Below are 21,157 nucleotides of genomic sequence, written 5' to 3' on the forward strand. Positions count from 1 at the left end.
CCGCCCCGCCCTTCGAGCCAGGCCGGGACCGGCATCGCGTCGCGCACCACCTGCCACTCGGCGTCCGTCATGTCGGAGGGGTACTGCCGCACCCGGTCGGGTCGGTCGGCCGCGTTCCCGAACCGGTGAGCGAGGCAATCGCACGCCGACACGCGCGAGTTGGACGGGAACAACGTCGTCACGCAAGACTGGGACAACAGGGCCTCCTGGTGAACGAGTTGGCTTCGCAACCCTCGTGCTGCACCGGAGGCCCTGCTTTCATGCGCCCGCGCGGCCAAGATCACCCGACCAGGGAACCCGTTCGATCAGAACCGTCCTCGTGATCGATAGGAATACGGCTTCTGAGTGACTCCGCGGCTTCGGGCGTCGTGCTCGAAATCGTCGAGCTGGGACAGCACGATGCCGGGGTCGAGCTTCACCGCTGGCTGGTCCTTGAGCCATGCGGCCTTGTTGCGCTCGTAGTCGATTTCCGAGTAACCGCAGACTTCGCGGCTGCGCGCCTCGACCTCGTCCAGGCTGGTGGTCGACAGGATGACGCGGGCCAGCTCGTTGCGGCTCAAGGCCTCGTCCAGGTTCACCTCGTGCACCGTCGGGCCCCCGTCCGTAAGGGGAATGGAGAGTCCGGCGTCCCGTACCTCGCAGACGCCTCGTACCCCGCGGGCTGTTGCGGCGAGCATCCCGGTTGCCTCGGAGGGATGCCACTCCAGGACAGAGCTGACCGGCTCCGTGTCCTTCGCGGTGAAGGTATGGACGAGGGGCCCCAGCAAACCGCGAACCTCGTCGAGCGGGAGTTCACCATCAAGGCCGGGGCCGGCGACCAGGAGCCGGATGGGCGCGTTCACCTGGAAGCACGCGGCCAGGGCCAAGGCGTCGGCAAGCGGGCTCTTGAGCGTCGGTTCGTCGCCTCGCGCGAGGATGTCTCCGCCCACGTCAACGAGGTCGATCGAGGTCGGCTCCAAGTGGCTTACGAGCTGCTTGAGTTGGCGAGTGACGCCTTCGACGCCACGATGCGGGTCGATCAGAGCGAAGGTGTGCGGGAGTTCTGCCGCAAGCCGGGGAAGGGTGGATCCTGCGGGAGCGATCGGGCGGGCGTCCGCCGGCACGGACCAGACCGCCGGGGTGAGCGGTTCGAGGCCCGTGAAGTCGGAGGGGCCTCGGGGGCCTGGGAGCGGGTCGACCAACAGACGGTCCCACGCATAGGTGAGGATCACCGCCCGGTTGTCCTCGTTGCCGTACAGGGAGGCGTCAAGCATTGCGGCGGCGACCGCGTCGCCCCATCCTCCTGCTGCGACGATCAGCCTCGTCATGCACCCAAGATTACGGGTTCGGCCTCTGCCCACTCACCCTATGTGGCCAGAGGCCATAGCCACTTGGATGGCGAGGAGATGGGATGAGCCTCAGTTTGAAGAGGCGCAGCCGAAGTATCTCCAGATCGCTCACTACATCCGCCATCAGATCGTTCGGGGCGACTTGAGGCCGGGTGACGAGGTCCCCTCGGAGCGGCAGTTGGCGGCGAACTGGAAGGTGTCCAGGCCGACGGCCGCGCGGTCGTTGGAGGCACTGAGTCGTCAGGGGCTCGTCGAGAAGCGGCAGGGGTCCGGCACGTACGTGCGGAGTCCGTGCCTCGGTCCCGGCGTCGGTTCCGGAAGTTCATCGCCCCGTACAACCCGGTCTGCTCCGTCGACGACTGCGCGCTGATGATCTCTGAGCTGGTGACCAACGCCATCGTCTACGGCCGGTCCGACGAGGTGTGGGCCGTCCGGGTGGAGTGGTTTCGGGAGGAGGCATCGTTCAAGGTCGAGGTGCACAACCCCGGGTTTCCGGCGCGGATGAAGCTGCGCCGGCCCGACGCTTCGGACGCGCACGGGCGCGGACTGCTCCTCGTCGACTCCATCGCCGAGTCCTGGTACTCCGGGCCCAGCCGTTTCGGCGGGACGGTCGTTTCCTTCGTGATGGCCGATGCCTGGCCGACCTGAAGGGGCACCTGGGTGCGACGTTCCGGTGCGAATCCGGCACGCGGCGAGTGATCGCCAAGCACAGCACAAAGGCCCAGGTCGATGACCTGGGCCTTCGTTTTTGTCATGGAACGGGCGACGAGAACCGAACTCGCACTCTCAGCTCGGGAAGCGACGCCGCTTAGGTGGCCTCTATAGCTCTGACCTGCGTAGATGCCTTCTCTCTGGGATGAACGTGGTGTCGGATCCCACCGCTCTCGACCGTGGTTATCCGCTCTCTTGGGCACGCTATGGGCATGCCATGGGCACGACACCGTGCACAGGGACTCGGCCTTGGGCCTGAACAGGCCGGTGTGACCGGCGGTATGCCGGACCCCCCGAACGGCCCGCCAAGGCGCGACAGGTGCCCGGGGCGGGACTTCCATGGGAGACATGTCCCGACTCGACCATGCATGCCCCCGCCCCCTTCGCTCCGCCGCTGCCCTGGGCCTGGTGGCGGCACTGGCCGTCGGCTGTACCGGGGCAGAAGCCGACACCACCGTCGCCGGGCGTGCGGCCGTCGCGACGTCGCCGCTGCCCACCGTCCCACCCGCCCAGCCACCGCCACAGCTCACCCGGGCCGACGTCGAGACCGCGGTGAGCAAGCTGGACGACGTCGTACGGGATGCCATGCGCCGCACCGGTGTGCCCGGAGTCGCCGTGGGCGTGGTGCACAACGACAAGGTGCTGTATCTGAAGGGGTTCGGCCTGCGGAAGGCAGGCACGAAGGACCGGGTCGGAGCGGACACCGTCTTCCAGCTCGCCTCGGTCTCCAAGCCCCTTGCGTCCACCGTGGTCGCCGCGGCCGTGGGCGAGAAGATCGTCAGATGGGACGACCCGGTCGTCGACCACAGCTCCGGCTTCGCCCTGAAGGACCCGTGGGTCACCCGCCATGTCACGCTGGCCGACCTGTTCTCGCATCGCAGCGGACTGCCCGACCACGCCGGAGACCTCCTGGAGGACCTCGGTTACGACCGCTCGTACATCCTGGACCACCTCCGCTACGAACCGTTGGCCCCCTTCCGCGCCCACTACGCGTACACCAACTTCGGGCTGACCGAAGCCGGCGTCGCTGCCGCGCGAGCAGCGGGGACCAGTTGGGAGAAGCTGTCCGACGAGAAGCTGTACCGGCCGCTCGGCATGGACTCCAGCAGCTCTTCCTTCGCCGACTACGAGAAGGCGGGCAACAAGGCCGCCTTGCATGTGAAGACCGGGGACACCTGGAGTGCCGAGTACGTGCGCGACGCGGACGCCCAGAGCCCGGCGGGCGGGGCCAGCTCCACGGTCCGGGACATGACGAAGTGGCTGCGCCTGCAACTGGGCAACGGAAAATTCGAGGGCCGGCAAGTCGTCGACGCCGACGCGCTGGAGCAGACCCACTTGCCGTACATGGTCTCCGAGCCGCCGCACTCGCCCGTGGGCAGGGCCGGGTTCTACGGGCTCGGCTGGAATGTGAGCTATGACGACCAGGGCAGGCTGAAGCTCGGCCACTCCGGCGGCTTCGCCCTGGGAGCGGCCACCAACGTCGCGTTGTTGCCCTCGGAGAAACTCGGCATCGTCGTCCTGACCAACGGCGAGCCCATCGGCGTACCCGAGGCGATCTCCGCCACGTTCCTCGACACCGCGCAGACGGGCGGGCCGACCGTCGACTGGCTGACGTTCCTCGGGCCGATCTTCAAGCAATCCCTGCATGGGGAGCACTCGCCGGTCGACTACAGCAAGCCTCCGGCCTCGCCCGCACCCGCCCAGGTGAACAGCGCCTACACCGGAACGTACGCCAATGACTACTACGGCCCGATGACCGTCAGCGCCCAGGGGAACGAACTCACCATGCAACTTGGGCCCAAGAAGCAACGGTTCTCCTTGCGCCACTACGACGGTGACACCTTCAGCTACCGCACCACCGGCGAAATGGCCCTCGGCCTGTCCGGCGTGACCTTCACCGTCGGGACCGGCGGACGCGCCGACAAGGTCCGAGTCGAGCACCTCGACACGACCGGTCTCGGCACGTTCACGAGGAACGACTAGGGCCTGAGGGCAGGGCCGGCCGGACACGGCGCAGGAGGTCGCGTTGCCGAGCATCCGGGATGACGGGCGGATGCGCCGAGGGGAAGGACTCCAGGTGAACGCCGGGGCGCCCGTACGAGACCTTGTCGTGCGCCGCGTACTGGTTCGCCGTCGATCGCCGCCGAGGGAACTCGACGCGTAGAACTCGACGTGTAGAAGGGGCCGAGTTCGGTCGACATTCCGGCGCCGCTGCTGCCCACGCCGAGCCTCGCCGCACGTGGCCCGATCGAGGTGCGCACTCCACGAGTGGAGACACGCACACTCATCCCGGGCACACCGACACGGAAACCGAACCCCATGACGTACCCGTCCCCAGGAACAGTCCGGCACCGGGACGGAGCCTGTGAGGTCGGCTCGGGTGGTCCCCGTCAAAGGGACACGACGAAGTGGCGCCACATACATCAACCCGGTACATGGACTACTCTTAGTACATGTCCATGAAGCGCACCAACGTCTACGCCGACCCCGAGGACCTGGCGATCATCAAGGAGGCCGCCAAGCGCCGGGGTATAAGCGAAGCCGAGATCATCCGCCAGGGCATCCACCTCGCGGCCATGGCGAACAGGGTCTGGGACGAGCCGCTGTTCTCGCGCACCTTCGAGGGGCCGGGGCGCACGCTGTCCAAGGCAGAGGTCCGCGACACGGTCGCCGAGGCCGTCCGGCGTGAGACCGACTCGGGTTCCGGAACCGCCGCGTGATCGTTGTCATCGCCGACACATCCGGCCTCCTGGCGGCCCTGGACGAGGCTCATCAGGACCACGTGGCGGCCAACGAGGCGATCATGGCGGCCGGCCTGTTGGTCATGTCCCCGCTCCTGCTGGCCGAACTGGATCATGTCGCCACGCGTGAGCTCGGCAGGGAGGCCGCCCTCGGTGCCGTCGACGACCTGCGGCGCTGGATCGGCCGGGGGCGGGTGGTCCTGCCGGAGATCACGGAGAACCACTTGGGCGCAGCTCAGTCCCTCCGAGCCCGCTACCGTGCGCTGAACCTCGACCTTGCCGACGCGGTGAACGTGGCACTCGCCGCCGACTACGACACGGACGCGATTCTCACACTCGACCGACGAGACTTCCGGGCCGTACACCCGTTGGGCCGCCACAAGGCGTTCCGGGTACTCCCTGACGACCTCCCGCTCTGATCCAGGACCCCTCCGTGGTCAAGTGCCGACTGCTGCAAGGGACTTGTGTCCCGCCCACGAGGAGATGCATGCAGGACGGGTGTGCCCGCCGCGTGCCCAATCCCGAAAGTGCAGGGCACCTGCACAACGCAGCAACAGCTCACCAATACGCAAGCCCCAGGCCACTGACCTGGGGCTTCAATCTGGAGCGGGTGACGAGAATCGAACTCGCACTCTCAGCTTGGGAAGCTGATGTTCTACCACTAAACTACACCCGCGTAAGACGCCGGTGGGTACCCGGTGTCGGAACGCTCTGTCACTCTACCTCATGCCGGACCCCAGGTGCTGAAACCCAGTGGAAGCCCAGTGGAAGCCCTGCGGGGACCCGGCGGAAATCCTGCGGAAGTGCGACGGAAGCCCTGCCGAAGTCCTGCCGGAGCCCTGACCCCCGAGCGTGTTTCTCGGGAGGGATCCGGCTGTGTAGGGCGGGAGTTGGGGCGTACGGTGGGGTGGTGGAAGAGGGGTTGGGCGGGGTCGGAGTGCCGCCTGGGAGGTCGTCCCGTTCGTCCCGTAATGTGGCTTTCGTTGTCCGGTGGACAGTAGCCGGACGGGGCTCTTGGGGAAGGGACTCTAGGACTTGATGGAGCGCACCGTCGTCCGTTGTGCCGATGGGCACGTGTTCAGTACCGCTTCGTTCCCGATGCAGCAGGCCGAGCGGCTCGGTCCCGGGCGGCTTGTCCGGTGTCCTCGGTGTACCCGGTTGCGGAACGTCGTGCCGGTGACCTTCGAGAAGCGGTAGCCGTAGGAGGAGAAGAAGAAGGGGCTTGTTGCCAGGCGCGTGGAGTTGCCCGATTGTGGTGGCTCCGCGCGCCTTGCGTATCCTCGGGGCGTGCTTCTCTCAGACAAGGACATCCGGGCCGAGATCGACGCCGGGCGGGTCCGGATCGATCCCTACGACGAATCCATGGTGCAGCCGTCGAGTGTCGACGTACGGCTCGACCGCTATTTCCGGGTGTTCGAGAACCACCGGTACCCGCACATCGACCCGTCCGTCGAGCAGGCCGACCTGACCCGGCTCGTGGAGCCCGAGGGCGACGAGCCGTTCATCCTCCACCCCGGGGAGTTCGTGCTCGCCTCGACGTACGAGGTCGTCTCCCTGCCCGATGATCTTGCCTCGCGGCTGGAGGGGAAGAGTTCCCTCGGGCGGCTCGGGCTCGTCACGCACTCCACCGCCGGGTTCATCGACCCCGGTTTCTCCGGGCATGTGACCCTGGAGCTCTCCAACCTCGCGACGCTCCCCATCAAGCTCTGGCCGGGCATGAAGATCGGGCAGTTGTGCATGTTCCGGCTCAGCTCGCCGGCCGAGTTCCCGTACGGCAGCGACCGGTACGGGTCCCGTTACCAGGGGCAGCGCGGGCCGACGGCCTCCCGGTCCTTCCTCAACTTCCATCGGACCCAGGTGTGAGCGACCCAGGTGCGAGCCGCCCGGACGTGGCTCGGGAGAACCTGAGTTACGAGCGGTTCGGGACCGCCGTCCGCGAACTCGCGCAGATCATCGCGGACGACGGGTACGTGCCCGACATCGTCCTCAGCATCGCCCGCGGCGGCGTCTTCGTGGCCGGTGGCCTCGCCTACGCGCTCGACTGCAAGAACCTCCACCTGGTGAACGTCGAGTTCTACACCGGGGTGGGGACGACGCTCGAGATGCCCGTCATGCTCGCGCCCGTCCCGAACGTCATCGACTTCTCGGACAAGAAAGTCCTCATCACCGACGACGTCGCTGACACCGGCAAGACGCTCAAGCTGGTCCGCGACTTCTGCCTGGACACCGTCGCCGAGGTGCGCAGTGCCGTCGTCTACGAGAAGTCGCACTCGCTCGTGAAGTGCGAGTACGTGTGGAAGCGGACCGACGCCTGGATCAACTTCCCGTGGAGTGTTTTGCCTGTTGTGCGTAGGTCGGGGGAGCCGGTCGCCCCGTCGAGAGACGCGCTCTGACCCGGAACGGGGTGACCGGTCCGTTACTCACTTTCGGGTGACGGGCCGGCTGCGGGTGGGGTGGCGCAAGGGTGGCGTCAGAGGGGATCGCCCAACTCCCGCGCGGGCGCTGGATGCGGCGGGGCGTCAACATCGTGCCGCGGCCGCATACATGGAGATTACAGATGAGGGTCACGGAAATATGGGCAACAGGTAACACAGTCCATGTTTCCGACTCATCCTCCGCACGTGGTGGACAGAGTGTGAGTGCGCGGCCGGCCGGTCGCCACCCGCACACCGCACCGTCTCCTACGGGCAGCCGTGAAGGCCGCTCACCGGAAGGTGCCCGTACCACCAGGGGAACTCTTGTCCGCTTCCGCTTCTGCCACCGCCCGTCGTCTTGCCGCTGCCGCACTCGCGGCCGGCGCCCTGGTCTCGGTGGTGACGCTGCCGGCGTCCGCGGCCGACCATGTCCGTCCGCAGCGCCCGAAGGTGGAGATCTCGAAGGTCCAGTACGACTCTCCGGGACGTGAGGACCGTTCCCAGCGCTCGCTGAACAAGGAGTGGGTGGAGCTGACCAACACCACCCGCGACCGGGTCAACCTCGACGGCTGGACCCTCGAGAACAGCGACGGCTACACCTACACCTTCCACCACTACAAGCTGGACGGCCGGGCCACGGTCCGCATCCACACCGGTGAGGGCCGCGACACCCGCAACGACCTCTACCTGGACCGGCGCAACTACGCGTGGGACAACCACTCCGACTCCGCCACCCTGCGCACCGACCGCGGCCGCCTCGTCGACGAGGAGACCTGGGGCCGCAACCGCAACCACCACGGCGGCGGCCACCACCACTGACGTAACCGACGTCACTGACGTCACTGACGTCGCGGCGCGCTCGGCCCTCGACAGGGCCGGGCGCGCCGCTTCTTCGCGTTCTTCGCGTTCTTCGCGCGCGTTATGTCGTTCGCGTTCGCGTCATCTCGATCGAAGCTGCTTTACGCCGTCCGGCTCGAAGTCGTAGACGTAGTCGTTGAGTCGGAGGCCGTCGACCGCGCCGATCCACATGGAGTCTCGGCCCTTGCCCACCGCGACCGTGTAGACGGTCGGCTTGGCGTTGAGGGTGGTGAACGAGGCCTTCAACTGGGCGAAGGTGCACTGCGCGGCCTGCGTGCAGCTCGTCTCGCCGCCCGTGAGGTACCAGCGGCCGGTCGTCGTGGCGTCGATGAACGGGCTCCAGCCGCTCGAGATCGGGGACGCGGCCGGTACCCACACCACCGTGGAGTAGGTGTCGGCGGGCAGTGTCGGGACGTTCGGGTTGATCTCGATCCTGATGTTCGGCATGTTCGTCGGGCCGCCGTAGCCGATGTTCTCGTTCGTCTGGAAGACGTGGAAACCGACCCGGCGCAGGCTCAGCAGCGACTTACCGAAGAAGTCCACTTCGTTGCCGAAGTCGACCTTCTCGCTGGGAATGCCCAGATTGGTGGAGCGGTCTGCCACCTCGATGCCCAGGCTGCCCCGTCCGTACGGCGGTCTCGCGGTCGTGCCCGTCACGCCGAACGGGCCGTACGGGCCGTTGCGGAGTTCGGCGACCGGGGAGCCGATCGTGTTGCGGGCGATCACGCCCCAGTGGTCCGGGCGGGCTCGGTTGTCGTTCGTGTCGGCGGCGGCCGATCCCGGGAGGATCGCGGCGATGACGGCGACCAGCAGGGCGGCCACAAGCACCGTTCCCCGCCTCACGCCAAAGCGAGCTTTCACGCGCACTCCTTGTTGGAGGGTGTAGGGAACGGCCAGATTATATTACGCTCCGTAGTTGTAGTGATACGACATGCGGTGAATGTGTGATTTCCGATCGTGGGATCTTACGGTTGGTGACCACGCGCCAAAGGCCCCCGACCGTCGGTCGAGGGCCCTCACCGTGGGGTATCGGTCGGCGTACTAGAACGTCCCCAGCTTCACGATCGACAGCAGTGCGATCAGTTGGATCGACGACGCGCCCAGTGCCTTCGGCCAGGGCAGGTCGTGGGAGCGGGCGACCATCAGGGTCAGGAGGGCGCCGGCCGCCACCCAGGTCGCCCAGCCGAGGATTTGGACGAACGACGCGTCGCCGCCGAAGAACATCGCGACGACCAGGCGTGGCGCGTCCGTCAGGGACATGATCAGCATGGAGAGGCCGACCGTCGGCTGCCACGCGCCGTCGCCGCCGAGCTGGCGGGCCAGGGTGTGGGTGACCACGCCCAGCACGAAGGAGCTGAGCACCATCGCGACGGACGTCGTCAGGACGATCGGGATGGCGTTGGAGAGCTTCGCGTTGATCGCGTCCGTGCGGGCGCCGTCGAAGCCGAAGACCGCGAGCAGGCCGTAGAGGAACGTCACGACGAGGGCGGGGCCCCACATCGTGTAGTCCCGCATCTGGAGGAACGTCTGCTGGGGGGCGAGGACGATGCCCTTCAGCAGCTCCTTCCACGGCAGGCGCGGACCGATCGGGCCGGCCGGGGCCGCACCGGCGGGGTACGTACCCCCCTGGTCGTACGGGTCGTACTGGTTCTGCTGGTTGGGCCGGCCGTGCTGGTTCTGGTCGTCGATCGAGAAGGCCTGGGTGTGACCCGGGTTGTTCGCCGCGTACGGGTCGTACGAGGCGCCACCGCCCGTAGGACCGCCGGGACCGCCGGGAGCGCCGTACGGGGCCGCGTCGCCGCCGAAGTACTCCGGCTCCTCGCCGCCCTGGCCGCCGCCGTTCGCCTGCGGCCACTGGCCGCCGCCCGTGCCCGGGCCGCCGTACTGCGGCCGCTGCTGCGGCGGGTACGGCTGCTGGGCCGACGGGTAGCCGTACGAAGGCCCCGAGGGGCCCGAGGGCGCCGACGGTCCTGAGGACCGCGACGGTCCCTGGGGCGCCTGCTGCCCGTACGGAGCTTGTTGCGGTCGTGCTTGCGGGGCGCGGTCGTTACGACCGCCGCGTCCGATCCTGAATCCAGCCACGCCTTCGAACGTACCTGGTCCCGCACGGTGAAGTACCGGGGCCGCCGTTCGCGTACGGCTTTGCTGCCGAGCTGTGACATCCCCTAAGGGGAGCAACTGGCTTGGTGTCAGGGGTCCGTCGGGGGCCGGTGAGGGGTTTGTGCGGGCAACGGCGACGCCCCCGCGTCCGGGTGGGACACAGGGGCGTCGATACGGCCGTTCGGGCTACCGCTGACCTCGTCGGCCGCTCACTTCACCGGCTGCGGCTCCGGCTCGCTCTCCGCGTCCGTCTCGCCCGTCGGGGGCTCGTCGTCGACCGGGGTCTTGACCGACTCCAGGAGGAGCTGGGAGACGTCCACGACCTGGATGGACTCCTTGGCCTTGCCCTCGTTCTTCTTGCCGTTGACCGAGTCGGTCAGCATGACGAGGCAGAACGGGCAGGCCGTCGAGACGATGTCGGGGTTGAGCGAGAGGGCCTCGTCGACGCGCTCGTTGTTGATGCGCTTGCCGATCCGCTCCTCCATCCACATCCGCGCGCCGCCCGCGCCGCAGCAGAAGCCGCGCTCCTTGTGGCGGTGCATCTCCTCGTTCCGCAGGCCCGGGACGCTCGCGATGATCTCGCGCGGGGGCGTGTAGATCTTGTTGTGGCGGCCCAGGTAGCACGGGTCGTGGTAGGTGATGATGCCCTCGACCGGGGTCACCGGGATCAGCTTGCCGTCGTCCACCAGGCGCTGGAGCAGTTGGGTGTGGTGGATGACCTCGTAGTCGCCGCCGATCTGCGGGTACTCGTTGCCGATCGTGTTGAGGCAGTGCGGGCAGGTCGCGACGATCTTCTTCGCCGACCTCGGCTTCTTCGACTCGGGCGTGACGTTGCCCTCGTCGTCCGTCTCCTCGCCGAACGCCATGTTCAGCGCGGCCACGTTCTCCATGCCGAGCTCCTGGAACAGGGGCTCGTTGCCGAGGCGGCGGGCGGAGTCGCCGGTGCACTTCTCGTCGCCGCCCATGATCGCGAACTTGACGCCCGCGATGTGCAGCAGCTCGGCGAACGCCTTCGTCGTCTTCTTCGCGCGGTCTTCCAGCGCGCCCGCGCAGCCGACCCAGTACAGGTACTCGACCTCGGTCAGGTCCTCGATGTCCTTGCCGACGACCGGGACCTCGAACTCGACCTCCTTGAGCCACTCCAGGCGCTGCTTCTTCGCCAGGCCCCAGGGGTTGCCCTTCTTCTCCAGGTTCTTGAGCATCGTGCCCGCCTCGGACGGGAACGCGGACTCGATCATCACCTGGTAGCGGCGCATGTCGACGATGTGGTCGACGTGCTCGATGTCCACCGGGCACTGCTCGACGCAGGCGCCGCAGGTGGTGCAGGACCACAGGACGTCCGGGTCGATGACGCCGTTCTCCTCGGCGGTGCCGATCAGCGGGCGCTCGGCCTCGGCCAGCGCGGCGGCCGGGACGTCCTTCAGGGCCTCCGCCGACGCCTTCTCGTCGCCCTCGGCGGTCTTGCCGCCGCCGGCCAGCAGGTAGGGGGCCTTGGCGTGGGCGTGGTCCCGCAGGGACATGATCAGGAGCTTGGGGGAGAGGGGCTTGCCGGTGTTCCAGGCCGGGCACTGCGACTGGCAGCGGCCGCACTCGGTGCAGGTGGAGAAGTCCAGCAGGCCCTTCCAGGAGAACTGCTCGACCTGGGAGACGCCGAAGACGTCGTCGTCGCCCGGGTCGGTGAAGTCGATCGGCTTGCCGCCGGACGTCATCGGCAGGAGGCCGCCCAGGGCCGTTCCGCCGGTCGCTTCGCGCTTGAACCAGATGTTCGGGAACGCCAGGAAGCGGTGCCAGGCCACACCCATGTTGGTGTTGAGCGAGACCACGATCATCCACACGAACGACGTGCCGATCTTGATCGTCGCGACCAGGTAGACCAGGTTCTGCAGCGCGCTCACGCTCAGGCCCTTGAAGGCCAGCACCAGCGGGTACGAGGCGAAGTAGCCGGCCTCGTAGTGGTCCACGTGGTGCAGCGCGCCCTCCAGGCCCCGCAGCACGTAGATCGCGAGGCCGATGGTGAGGATGACGTACTCGACGAAGTAGGCCTGGCCGGCCTTCGAGCCCGTGAAGCGGGACTTGCGGCCCGCGCGCGAGGGCAGGCTCAGCAGGCGGATCACGATGAGGACGGCGATGCCCAGGATCGTCATCACGCCGATGAACTCGATGTAGAGCTCGAACGGCAGGAACTCGCCGATGACCGGCAGCACCCAGTCGGCCTTGAAGAGCTGGCCGAAGGCCTGGGCGAGGGTCGGCGGCAGCGTCAGGAAGCCGACGGCCACGAACCAGTGGGCGAAGCCCACGATGCCCCAGCGGTTCATCCGCGTGTGGCCGAGGAACTCCCGCACCAGCGTCACACTGCGCGCGTAGGGATTGTCTGTCCGGGCTCCGGCCGGGACCGGCTGGCCCAGTTTGAAGTACCGGACGAACTGACCGATGGCGCGTGCGAGGAGCGCGACGCCGACCACGGTCAGGACCAGCGACACGATGATCGCGGCGAGTTGCATTTCGGGGCTCCTCGGGCCTGGCGAGGGGACTTCGGTGGAGATTACTAAGCGGTAACTTATGCAGTCCGTCTGAGAGTACCCCGTATTCTCCGTCGCACTGTAGCGGGGTGCGGAGTGATCTCAGTCGCTGAGGGTTGCCTCAGGAAGCGGTCGGGTTCTGGTCTGGATCCGGTCGGTGTCGGGTCGGGATCCGATCGGAATCTGGTCGTCAACCCGGCCGTGTTATTCGTACCAAATTGGTACATTTATGACTAATTTATATCCGTGCTCTACGGGATCGCCGCCGCCGCCATCGCCCTGCTCCTCTCCGCCGTCCTCGCCGCGCTGCTGCGCGTGCCCGCCCTGCGCCTCGGGCTGCTCGACCGGCGGCAGCAGCGGCAGCGGCGGGTGCCGCTGTTCGGGGGTGTCGCCGTCGTGCTCGCCACCTGTCTCGTCGCGGTCGCCGGGGACCGGACCGGCATCGCCCCGCTCGGGGACGGCATCGAGGTGCTGCTCGTCGCCGCGGGCGCTGTCGCCGCGCTCGGGCTGGTCGCGGACGTGTGGCGGCTCAAGGTGCGCTTCCTCGTCCTCGGTACGGCGATCGCGGCGGCCTTCGTGGTGCCGTACGGCGACACCGGGGTCGTCTCCGGGGCGGTGGGCGTCGGCTGGATCACCTTCGTCGCCCTCGCCTTCAGGGCGCTCGACCACGCCGACGGGGTCGCCGGGACCGTCGGGGTCGTCACCGCCTTCGGGGTGGCCGCGTGTGTCGCCGTGGAGGTGATGGACGGGCTGGTGGTGCTGCTGAGCGTGCTCGCCGCCGCGCTGACCGGCTTCCTCATGCACAACTGGCCTCCCGCGCGCGTGGCGCTCGGCGCGTGCGGTTCGCTCTTCGCGGGCTTCCTGCTCGCCGCGGCCGCCGTGATCGCCCGCGCGGGGCACGATCCGGCCGTCGGCGCGGGCGTGCTGTTCGCGCTCACCGCCGTCGCCGGGGCCGACGCCGTCCTGGTCGCCGTGTCACGGCGGCTGGCCGGACGGCCCCTGCTGCGCGGCGCGCCCGACCACCTCGCCCACCGGCTGCGCCGCCTCGGACTCACCCCCCAGGGCGTGACCGTGCTGCTCGGCCTCGCGGCCTTCGCGGCGGTGCTCGTCGGGGTGCTGGTGCACGCGGGATGGGCGGACGCGCAGGCCGTGTGGTGGGTGGCGGGCGTGGCCGCCGTGGTCGTGCTCGGACTGCTGCGGGTCTCGGTATACGGTCCGCCACGCGCGCGTGGCGGCAGCGGCGGCGGTGGAGGCCGCCGGGGTCCCCGGCGGGGCGGCCGTGCGGACCTCCGTTCCGATGGTCGTTCCGATGCCCGTCCCGGGGCGCGTCCCGATCCTCGTCGGGCTCCGGTGTACGGGCCTCGGCGTCAATCCGAGTCCGATGTCCGTCCTCCTCGGGGTGAGGTTCGGCGGGCGGGGGGATCTGCGTCTTCGCAGGTCAACGGGGGGTTGCGTGTAAGGAACGGATAAGAGTTGAGTGGATGGGACTCAGGTCTGTTGACCGGGCGGCGAGGCTCGTGCACACTTGAGCCTGTTCCACTCAAGTCACTGGAGGAAGATCACCATGGCACGTGCGGTCGGCATCGACCTGGGCACAACCAACTCCGTCGTCAGCGTTCTGGAGGGCGGCGAGCCCACCGTCATCACCAACGCCGAGGGTGCCAGGACCACGCCGTCCGTCGTCGCCTTCGCCAAGAACGGCGAGGTGCTCGTCGGCGAGGTGGCCAAGCGCCAGGCGGTCACGAACGTGGACCGGACCATCCGTTCGGTGAAGCGTCACATGGGCACCGACTGGAAGATCGAGCTCGACGGGAAGCACTTCAACCCGCAGCAGATGAGCGCGTTCATCCTGCAGAAGCTGAAGCGCGACGCCGAGGCGTACCTGGGCGAGAAGGTGGCCGACGCGGTCATCACCGTCCCGGCGTACTTCAACGACTCGGAGCGTCAGGCGACGAAGGAAGCCGGCGAGATCGCCGGCCTCAACGTCCTTCGTATCGTCAACGAGCCGACCGCCGCCGCGCTCGCGTACGGCCTCGACAAGGACGACCAGACGATCCTCGTCTTCGACCTCGGCGGCGGCACGTTCGACGTGTCCCTCCTGGAGATCGGTGACGGCGTCGTCGAGGTGAAGGCCACCAACGGCGACAACCACCTCGGCGGCGACGACTGGGACCAGCGGGTCGTCGACTACCTGGTGCAGCAGTTCAAGGCCGGCCACGGCGTGGACCTCGCCAAGGACAAGATGGCGCTCCAGCGCCTGCGCGAGGCCGCCGAGAAGGCGAAGATCGAGCTGTCCTCGTCCACCGAGACCTCGATCAACCTGCCCTACATCACGGCGTCCGCCGAGGGCCCGCTGCACCTGGACGAGAAGCTCACCCGCGCCCAGTTCCAGCAGTTGACGGCCGACCTTCTGGAGCGCTGCAAGACGCCGTTCCACAACGTCATCAAGGACGCCGGCATCAACCTCTCCGAGATCGACCACGTCGTTCTCGTCGGTGGTTCGACCCGGATGCCCGCCGTCGCCGAGCTCGTCAAGGAGCTGACCGGCGGTCAGGACGCCAACAAGGGCGTCAACCCGGACGAGGTCGTGGCCATCGGCGCCGCGCTCCAGGCCGGTGTCCTCAAGGGTGAGGTCAAGGACGTCCTGCTCCTCGACGTGACCCCGCTGTCCCTCGGCATCGAGACCAAGGGCGGCATCATGACCAAGCTGATCGAGCGCAACACGACGATCCCGACGAAGCGTTCGGAGATCTTCACGACGGCCGAGGACAACCAGCCGTCGGTGCAGATCCAGGTCTACCAGGGCGAGCGCGAGATCGCGGCCTACAACAAGAAGCTCGGGATGTTCGAGCTGACCGGTCTGCCGCCCGCCCCGCGCGGTGTGCCGCAGATCGAGGTCGCCTTCGACATCGACGCCAACGGCATCATGCACGTGACCGCGAAGGACCTCGGCACCGGCAAGGAGCAGAAGATGACCGTCACCGGCGGCTCCTCGCTGCCGAAGGACGAGGTCGACCGCATGCGCCAGGAGGCCGAGCAGTACGCGGACGAGGACCACCGCCGCCGCGAGGCCGCCGAGGCCCGCAACCAGGGCGAGCAGCTCGTCTACCAGACGGAGAAGTTCCTCAAGGACAACGAGGACAAGGTCCCCGGCGAGGTCAAGACCGAGGTCGAGGCCGCCGTCGAGGAGCTGAAGGCAGCGCTCAAGGGCGAGGACACCGCCGAGATCCGCACGGCCACCGAGAAGGTCGCCGCGGTCTCCCAGAAGGTCGGCCAGGCCATGTACGCCGACGCCCAGGCCACCCCGGGCGCGGACGCCCCGCACGCCGACGCCCCGAAGGCCGACGACGACGTCGTGGACGCCGAGATCGTGGACGACGAGCGCAAGGACGGTGCCGCGTGACGGAGGAGACCCCGGGCTTCGAGGAGAAGCCCGACGTCCCCTCCGGCGCCACCCCTGAAGACGCCGAGCCGAAGACCGCCCCTTCCTCCGCTGCGGCGGAGGGGGCGGCCCCGGCCGGGGACACGAACCAGACAGCCGGTCTGGTGGCCCAGTTGGACCAGGTGCGCACCGCGCTCGGCGAGCGCACCGCCGACCTCCAGCGCCTCCAGGCCGAGTACCAGAACTACCGCCGTCGGGTCGAGCGCGACCGGATCGCGGTCAAGGAGATCGCCATCGCGAACCTCCTGACCGAGCTCCTGCCCGTGCTCGACGACATCGGCCGCGCGCGTGACCACGGTGAACTCGTCGGCGGCTTCAAGTCGGTGGCCGAGTCGCTGGAGGGCGTGGCCGCCAAGATGGGCCTCCAGCAGTTCGGCAAGGAGGGCGAGCCCTTCGACCCGACGATCCACGAGGCCCTCATGCACTCGTACGCGCCCGACGTCACCGAGACGACGTGCGTGGCGATTCTGCAGCCCGGGTATCGATTCGGTGAGCGCACCATCCGCCCCGCGCGGGTGGCCGTGGCCGAACCGCAGCCCGGCGCGCAGCCCGCGAAGGGCGACGAGGCCGACACGGCGGCGGCAGCGGACGACAAGGAGAGCGGTGGCCCGGACGAGGGCTGAGCTTGACCCGACGAAGGGTTCGGCGCGGAAGGAGGGACGTCGAGGATGAGCACCAAGGACTTCATCGAGAAGGACTTCTACAAGGTCCTCGGCGTCCCCAAGGACGCCACCGAGGCGGAGATCAAGAAGGCGTACCGGAAACTCGCCCGCGAGTACCACCCGGACGCCAACAAGGGCAACGCCAAGGCGGAGGAGCGCTTCAAGGAGATCTCCGAGGCGAACGACATCCTCGGTGACCCCAAGAAGCGCAAGGAGTACGACGAGGCACGCGCCCTCTTCGGCAACGGCGGCTTCCGTCCGGGGCCCGGCGCGGGCGGCGGCAACTTCAACTTCGACCTGGGCGACCTCTTCGGCGGCGGCCCCCAGGGCGGCGGCGGGGCGCCCGGCGGCTTCGGCGGCGGCATCGGGGACGTGTTCGGCGGCCTGTTCAACCGCGGCGGTCCGGGCACGACCCGTACCCAGCCCCGGCGCGGCCAGGACATCGACACCGAGGTCACCCTGACGTTCACGGAGGCCATCGAGGGCGCGACGGTCCCGCTGCGGATGTCCTCGCAGGCCCCCTGCAAGGCGTGTTCGGGCACCGGCGACAAGAACGGCACGCCGCGCGTGTGCCCGACCTGCGTCGGCACCGGCCAGGTCGCGCGGGGCTCGGGCGGCGGCTTCTCGCTGACCGACCCCTGCCCGGACTGCAAGGGCCGCGGCCTGATCGCCGAGCACCCCTGCCTGGACTGCAAGGGCAGCGGGCGCGCCAAGTCGTCCCGCACCATGCAGGTCCGCATCCCGGCCGGGGTCACGGACAGCCAGCGCATCCGGCTGCGGGGCAAGGGCGCGCCGGGCGAGCGGGGCGGCCCGTCCGGCGATCTGTACGTCGTCGTACACGTCGATCCGCACCCCGTGTTCGGCCGCCGGGACGACAACCTGACGGTGACCGTGCCGGTGACGTTCACGGAGGCGGCCCTCGGCGGCGAGGTCAAGGTGCCCACGCTCGGTGGACCGTCCCTGACCCTGAAGCTGCCGCCCGGCACCCCCAATGGCCGCACCATGCGGGCGCGGGGCAAGGGCGCGTTCCGTAAGGACGGCACCCGCGGCGACCTGCTGGTCACCGTCGAGGTGAGTGTGCCGAAGGACCTGTCGGGGGAGGCTCGTGACGCACTGGAGGCGTATCGCGAGGCGACCGCGGGTGAGGACCCGCGGGCCGAGCTGTTCGAGGCCGCGAAGGGAGCTTGAGCGTGATGGACGGCCGTCGTCGCAACCCGTACGAACTGACCGAGGAGACCCCGGTCTACGTCATCTCGGTGGCGGCCCAGCTCTCCGGCCTGCACCCGCAGACCCTGCGCCAGTACGACCGCCTGGGCCTCGTCTCCCCCGACCGCACCGCCGGCCGGGGGCGCCGCTACTCGGCCCGCGACATCGACCTGCTCCGCACGGTGCAGGCGCTGTCCCAGGACGAGGGCATCAACCTGGCCGGCATCAAGCGGATCATCGAGCTCGAGAACCAGGTGGCCGCACTGCAGTCCCGGGTCGCCGAGATGGAGGCCGCGCTGGACGGCGCGGCGACGGCGATGCAGCAGCGGGAAGCGGCGGTGCACGCGTCGTACCGGCGGGATCTGGTGCCGTACCAGGAGGTGCAGCAGACCAGCGCGCTGGTGGTCTGGCGGCCCAAGCGGCAGCAGTCGTCGGACTGAGCGGATTGATCGGGCTGAGCTGACTGATCCGGCTGAGGTGTAGGGGCCGGCGGTCAGTCGCCCATGCCGACGCCTGGGGCGGGGCGCTCGTGGCCCGGGGGCTGTTGCTGCGGTTGCTGGATGGGCGCGGGGGCGGGCGGGCGGTTGACGCGGTCTTGGGGCATGCCGGTCTCCCACAGGTGTGAACCGGCGATACCGGCGATACCGGCGACACGTGGGGTGGAGGGTGTGGCGGGGGTCGGGGTTCTGGTGACGGCCTTCGGGTCCAGGTCCGGGCGCTGCCAGCGTTCCGGGATGGTCGAGGTGCGTCGTACGGCTTCGGGGTCGCCTGCCGCTGCCGCCGCGACGGCGCGTGCGCGCAGGGCGCTCTGGCGGGCGATCGGGGAGAAGCCGGGGGCCGCGTTGCCGGTCTCGGACGGCAGTCCGCGCAGGCCCATCTGGTTCAGGTCGGCCTGGATTCCCGTCTCCGGGGCGAAGATCTCGCGCGGTAGCTGCCAGGAGGCGGCGCCGTCCACGTCGACGCGGTGTTCCCGGCCGTCCACGGCGAAGGTGAGGCCGTAGCCGATGTACTGGTCGTCCTTGTCGAAGAGCAGGTCCCCGGAGATCTCGCCGCCATGGTCGCGCACCTCGTTCGCGAGGTCCTGGAGGGCGGGCGGGAGCGGGTTGGTGCGGCCGAGGCTGGTGACGTAGCCGTCGGCTCTGGCCGTTGCCTGTTCCCCGTTCTGGTCCACGTAGTCGGCCTGGAACCAGGTCTGTCCGCTCTCGTGCCGGTAGGTCTCGATCGCGCCCACCTGCGCCTTGACGATCGTCAGCCGCGGGTTGTCGCCCGTGGCGTACTCGGCGAGCATCGCCGGGTACTGGACCTGGTGCTGGAGCGCGGCCGGCGGGCTCGAGCCGACGATCGTGACGGCTGCGTCGGGATTCTCCCGCAGGATGATCTCGGCGTTGGCGACTCCGGTGCCGCCGGACCCGGCGATGATCCAGTGCTGGGCGGCACGCGGGTCGAAACGGTTCTCGGCGACCTCGTCGCCCAGCAGCGCCCGTCCCGGCGCGGCCTCACGCGCCGCCTCCCACTTCCGCGTCGAGTCGAGGGCGGTGAAGCAGTTGCCCATGCGGGCGGCGGCATCGGTGTCCAGGCCGGCGGTCAGCGCGTCCTTCAGCGCTGACGACTCCAGCGCGCCGAGCACGGCCTGGGTGTCCGCGCCGGCCCGCTCGGCCTGGGTCAGCCAGGCCCGCATCTCTCTCGCCCCGGGGACGCCGTTCCCCGCCAGCTCCCGCAGCCGGTCACCGATCAGCCGCACGGCCTCGCTGCGGCTCTCGACGCCGGTCGCGCCGCGCGGCATTCCCGGTACGACGTCCGGCGTGAGGCCGGTCGCGACGCTCGGCGTCCCGTCGCACGCCACCCACAGCGGGGCCGCGCTCTCCTTGCCGTCCTGGTCGAACTTCCTTACCTCGGCGAGGAGTTCACCGTCGTTGCCGAGGTGCAGACGGGCGCGGCCGTTCACCACGTCGCCCTGGGTGGCGAGTTGGTCCTCCCAGATCCGTACGGCGTGGATGGACACCCGGTCCCGGGGGTCTTCGACCGCCGTGTAGGGATCGACGCCCATCCACTGCGCGAGGTCGCGGTCCTGGTCCGCGGACTGCACGATCCCGTTCCCGGGGTCCAGATGCCAGCGGCCGGCCCCGTCCACCAGCAGGGCCTGCGGATCACGCCCGGCGAGGCTCGCCCCGCCGCCGATCACGACCTTCCGCAACGGGAGCTGCCCACCGGCGAGCTGCCCCTCCAACGCCGCCGCGGTGCGCTCACTGACCTGCGCACGGTACTCCGCCCACCGCTCGGCGGCGGGTTCCAACTGATCGCGGGGGAGCGGCAGCCCGTTCTGGTCGTAACCGGGAAGCGGCATGCTGACGTCCCGCTCGGCGACGAACGCCTCCACCTGGCGCTCTGCGCGGAGCGCGGCGTCGCGGGAGGCCTGGAGGGCGGTGGCGTCGGGTGGGGGGAGGTGTTCTATGGGGTGGGCGAGGGTGGCGAGCAGGCTCACGGAATCAGTGGAGAGGGATTCGAACGCCACCCGGTGGCGGACGCGTGCCGCTCTCTCCTGAGCGTGGAAGGCCGCCTCGTCGCTCATGGCGACGGTGGGCCGGATCCCGTAGGGGTCGAGCAGCGCGGAGAACTCCGCACGCGCCTCCGCCTGCTGTCGCGGGGACAGAGCGGTGTCATTGCTTTGGTGCGCGAGCCAGTTGAGCTCCCCTACGCGCCCCAGGTCCGCGCTGGACAGTCGGCGGTCCGCCGGGAGCTCGGCTCCTCCCCGCAGAAGGTCTTCCCGGACGGGAATCAAGCCGTCGGCCGCGCGCTCGCGTACGGCGGTGAGTTCCCCGAGTTCGTGTGCGAGGACCCGTCCCAGCATCTCGGTCGGAAGACGGTCGGATACGCGGATGACGTAGTTCTGCGAGGCCGTGTTCGTCGCCGTGTCGGCAATCGCCCCCGTCTCCAGCGGAATGGCGTCGACCCAGATCTGCGCGGACTTCCCCTGGCTGTCCCGCAGCACGAAATACTGGCGCCCGTCGTCGGCCTCAGCCGGATCAAGGGAGACCAGTCTGTCTCCCAGGACGGCGGCGGCCACCGCACCCATGTCCCGCCTCGCGGTCGACACGAGCTCTGCCTGCCGCGCGGGTGCGTCCGGCTGCAAGGTGCTCATGACCATCCGAGGATCGGCCGATGTGTCCACGTGACGC

General features: G+C 69.1%; 18 protein-coding genes, 1 tRNA gene and 1 pseudogene. 13 read left to right on the plus strand and 7 right to left on the minus strand.

Features of this window, described 5'->3' with window-relative positions:
- The coding region (locus BMZ82_RS41660; RefSeq protein ID WP_093774269.1) for a transposase at window positions 1-182 on the minus strand (182 nt) is incomplete at its 3' end.
- A gap of 123 nt (window positions 183-305) precedes the next feature.
- Complete coding sequence (locus BMZ82_RS09815) at window positions 306-1,307, minus strand: DUF1152 domain-containing protein (protein ID WP_093773896.1); 1,002 nt, start codon at window positions 1,305-1,307, stop codon at window positions 306-308.
- A gap of 67 nt (window positions 1,308-1,374) precedes the next feature.
- Between BMZ82_RS09815 and BMZ82_RS09820 the strand changes: the two are divergent.
- From BMZ82_RS09820 to BMZ82_RS09840, 5 genes and pseudogenes are all read left to right on the plus strand, one after another.
- Window positions 1,375-1,617, plus strand: a pseudogene (locus BMZ82_RS09820) (winged helix-turn-helix domain-containing protein); the annotation flags it as partial.
- Window positions 1,618-1,619: 2 nt separating this feature from the next.
- Window positions 1,620-1,976, plus strand: coding sequence for an ATP-binding protein (locus BMZ82_RS09825; protein ID WP_256251832.1), 357 nt, complete (start codon window positions 1,620-1,622; stop codon window positions 1,974-1,976).
- 411 nt (window positions 1,977-2,387) lie between these two features.
- Window positions 2,388-4,022: a serine hydrolase gene (locus BMZ82_RS09830; protein WP_371271181.1), complete on the plus strand. Its 1,635-nt coding sequence runs from the start codon at window positions 2,388-2,390 to the stop codon at window positions 4,020-4,022.
- Window positions 4,023-4,492: 470 nt separating this feature from the next.
- Window positions 4,493-4,759: a ribbon-helix-helix domain-containing protein gene (locus BMZ82_RS09835; protein ID WP_093773902.1), complete on the plus strand. Its 267-nt coding sequence runs from the start codon at window positions 4,493-4,495 to the stop codon at window positions 4,757-4,759.
- Window positions 4,756-5,199 (plus strand): PIN domain-containing protein, encoded by a 444-nt coding sequence (locus BMZ82_RS09840; protein WP_093773904.1) that lies wholly within the window; start codon window positions 4,756-4,758, stop codon window positions 5,197-5,199. Before BMZ82_RS09835 ends, BMZ82_RS09840 begins: the two co-directional genes overlap by 4 nt.
- A gap of 183 nt (window positions 5,200-5,382) precedes the next feature.
- Here BMZ82_RS09840 and BMZ82_RS09845 read toward each other — a convergent pair.
- A tRNA-Gly gene (locus BMZ82_RS09845) sits at window positions 5,383-5,456 on the minus strand.
- A 611-nt stretch (window positions 5,457-6,067) separates the two neighbouring features.
- Between BMZ82_RS09845 and dcd the strand changes: the two genes are divergently transcribed.
- From dcd to BMZ82_RS09860, 3 genes are all read left to right on the plus strand, one after another.
- Complete coding sequence (dcd, locus tag BMZ82_RS09850) at window positions 6,068-6,643, plus strand: dCTP deaminase (protein ID WP_093773906.1); 576 nt, start codon at window positions 6,068-6,070, stop codon at window positions 6,641-6,643.
- Window positions 6,640-7,173 carry a phosphoribosyltransferase gene (locus tag BMZ82_RS09855; RefSeq protein WP_093773908.1) on the plus strand — a complete coding sequence of 178 codons (534 nt, stop codon included), beginning with the start codon at window positions 6,640-6,642 and terminating at the stop codon, window positions 7,171-7,173. The genes dcd and BMZ82_RS09855 overlap by 4 nt, the downstream gene beginning before the upstream one ends.
- A gap of 345 nt (window positions 7,174-7,518) precedes the next feature.
- Complete coding sequence (locus BMZ82_RS09860; protein ID WP_093773910.1) at window positions 7,519-8,013, plus strand: lamin tail domain-containing protein; 495 nt, start codon at window positions 7,519-7,521, stop codon at window positions 8,011-8,013.
- 120 nt (window positions 8,014-8,133) lie between these two features.
- On the opposite strand, the gene BMZ82_RS09865 is transcribed toward BMZ82_RS09860, so the two are convergent.
- From BMZ82_RS09865 to BMZ82_RS09875, 3 genes are all read right to left on the minus strand, one after another.
- On the minus strand, window positions 8,134-8,880 hold the full coding sequence (locus tag BMZ82_RS09865; protein ID WP_256251833.1) for a hypothetical protein: 747 nt from the start codon (window positions 8,878-8,880) through the stop codon (window positions 8,134-8,136).
- A gap of 213 nt (window positions 8,881-9,093) precedes the next feature.
- Window positions 9,094-10,134 (minus strand): Yip1 family protein, encoded by a 1,041-nt coding sequence (locus BMZ82_RS09870; RefSeq protein ID WP_093773914.1) that lies wholly within the window; start codon window positions 10,132-10,134, stop codon window positions 9,094-9,096.
- Between the two features lie 227 nt (window positions 10,135-10,361).
- Window positions 10,362-12,653, minus strand: a complete 2,292-nt coding sequence (locus BMZ82_RS09875; protein WP_093773916.1) for a (Fe-S)-binding protein — start codon at window positions 12,651-12,653, stop codon at window positions 10,362-10,364.
- A gap of 264 nt (window positions 12,654-12,917) precedes the next feature.
- Between BMZ82_RS09875 and BMZ82_RS09880 the strand changes: the two genes are divergently transcribed.
- From BMZ82_RS09880 to BMZ82_RS09900, 5 genes are all read left to right on the plus strand, one after another.
- Window positions 12,918-14,141 carry an MraY family glycosyltransferase gene (locus tag BMZ82_RS09880; RefSeq protein WP_093773918.1) on the plus strand — a complete coding sequence of 408 codons (1,224 nt, stop codon included), beginning with the start codon at window positions 12,918-12,920 and terminating at the stop codon, window positions 14,139-14,141.
- Between the two features lie 94 nt (window positions 14,142-14,235).
- On the plus strand, window positions 14,236-16,074 hold the full coding sequence (dnaK, locus tag BMZ82_RS09885) for a molecular chaperone DnaK (protein WP_093773920.1): 1,839 nt from the start codon (window positions 14,236-14,238) through the stop codon (window positions 16,072-16,074).
- Window positions 16,071-16,736, plus strand: a complete 666-nt coding sequence (gene grpE, locus BMZ82_RS09890; protein WP_093773922.1) for a nucleotide exchange factor GrpE — start codon at window positions 16,071-16,073, stop codon at window positions 16,734-16,736. Before dnaK ends, grpE begins: the two co-directional genes overlap by 4 nt.
- 45 nt (window positions 16,737-16,781) lie before the next feature.
- Entirely contained in the window at window positions 16,782-17,963 is a 1,182-nt protein-coding gene (gene dnaJ, locus BMZ82_RS09895; RefSeq protein ID WP_093773924.1) for a molecular chaperone DnaJ, read from the plus strand.
- 5 nt (window positions 17,964-17,968) lie between these two features.
- Entirely contained in the window at window positions 17,969-18,421 is a 453-nt protein-coding gene (locus BMZ82_RS09900) for a heat shock protein transcriptional repressor HspR (protein WP_093774271.1), read from the plus strand.
- 53 nt (window positions 18,422-18,474) lie between these two features.
- Here BMZ82_RS09900 and BMZ82_RS09905 read toward each other — a convergent pair whose 3' ends face one another.
- The gene (locus tag BMZ82_RS09905; protein ID WP_143098840.1) at window positions 18,475-21,120 is read right to left on the minus strand and encodes a hypothetical protein; all 2,646 of its coding nucleotides are present in this window, start codon (window positions 21,118-21,120) and stop codon (window positions 18,475-18,477) included.
- Between the last annotated feature and the right edge of the window lie 37 nt (window positions 21,121-21,157).

Source organism: Streptomyces sp. yr375 (assembly GCF_900110755.1).
Taxonomy (GTDB): domain Bacteria; phylum Actinomycetota; class Actinomycetes; order Streptomycetales; family Streptomycetaceae; genus Streptomyces.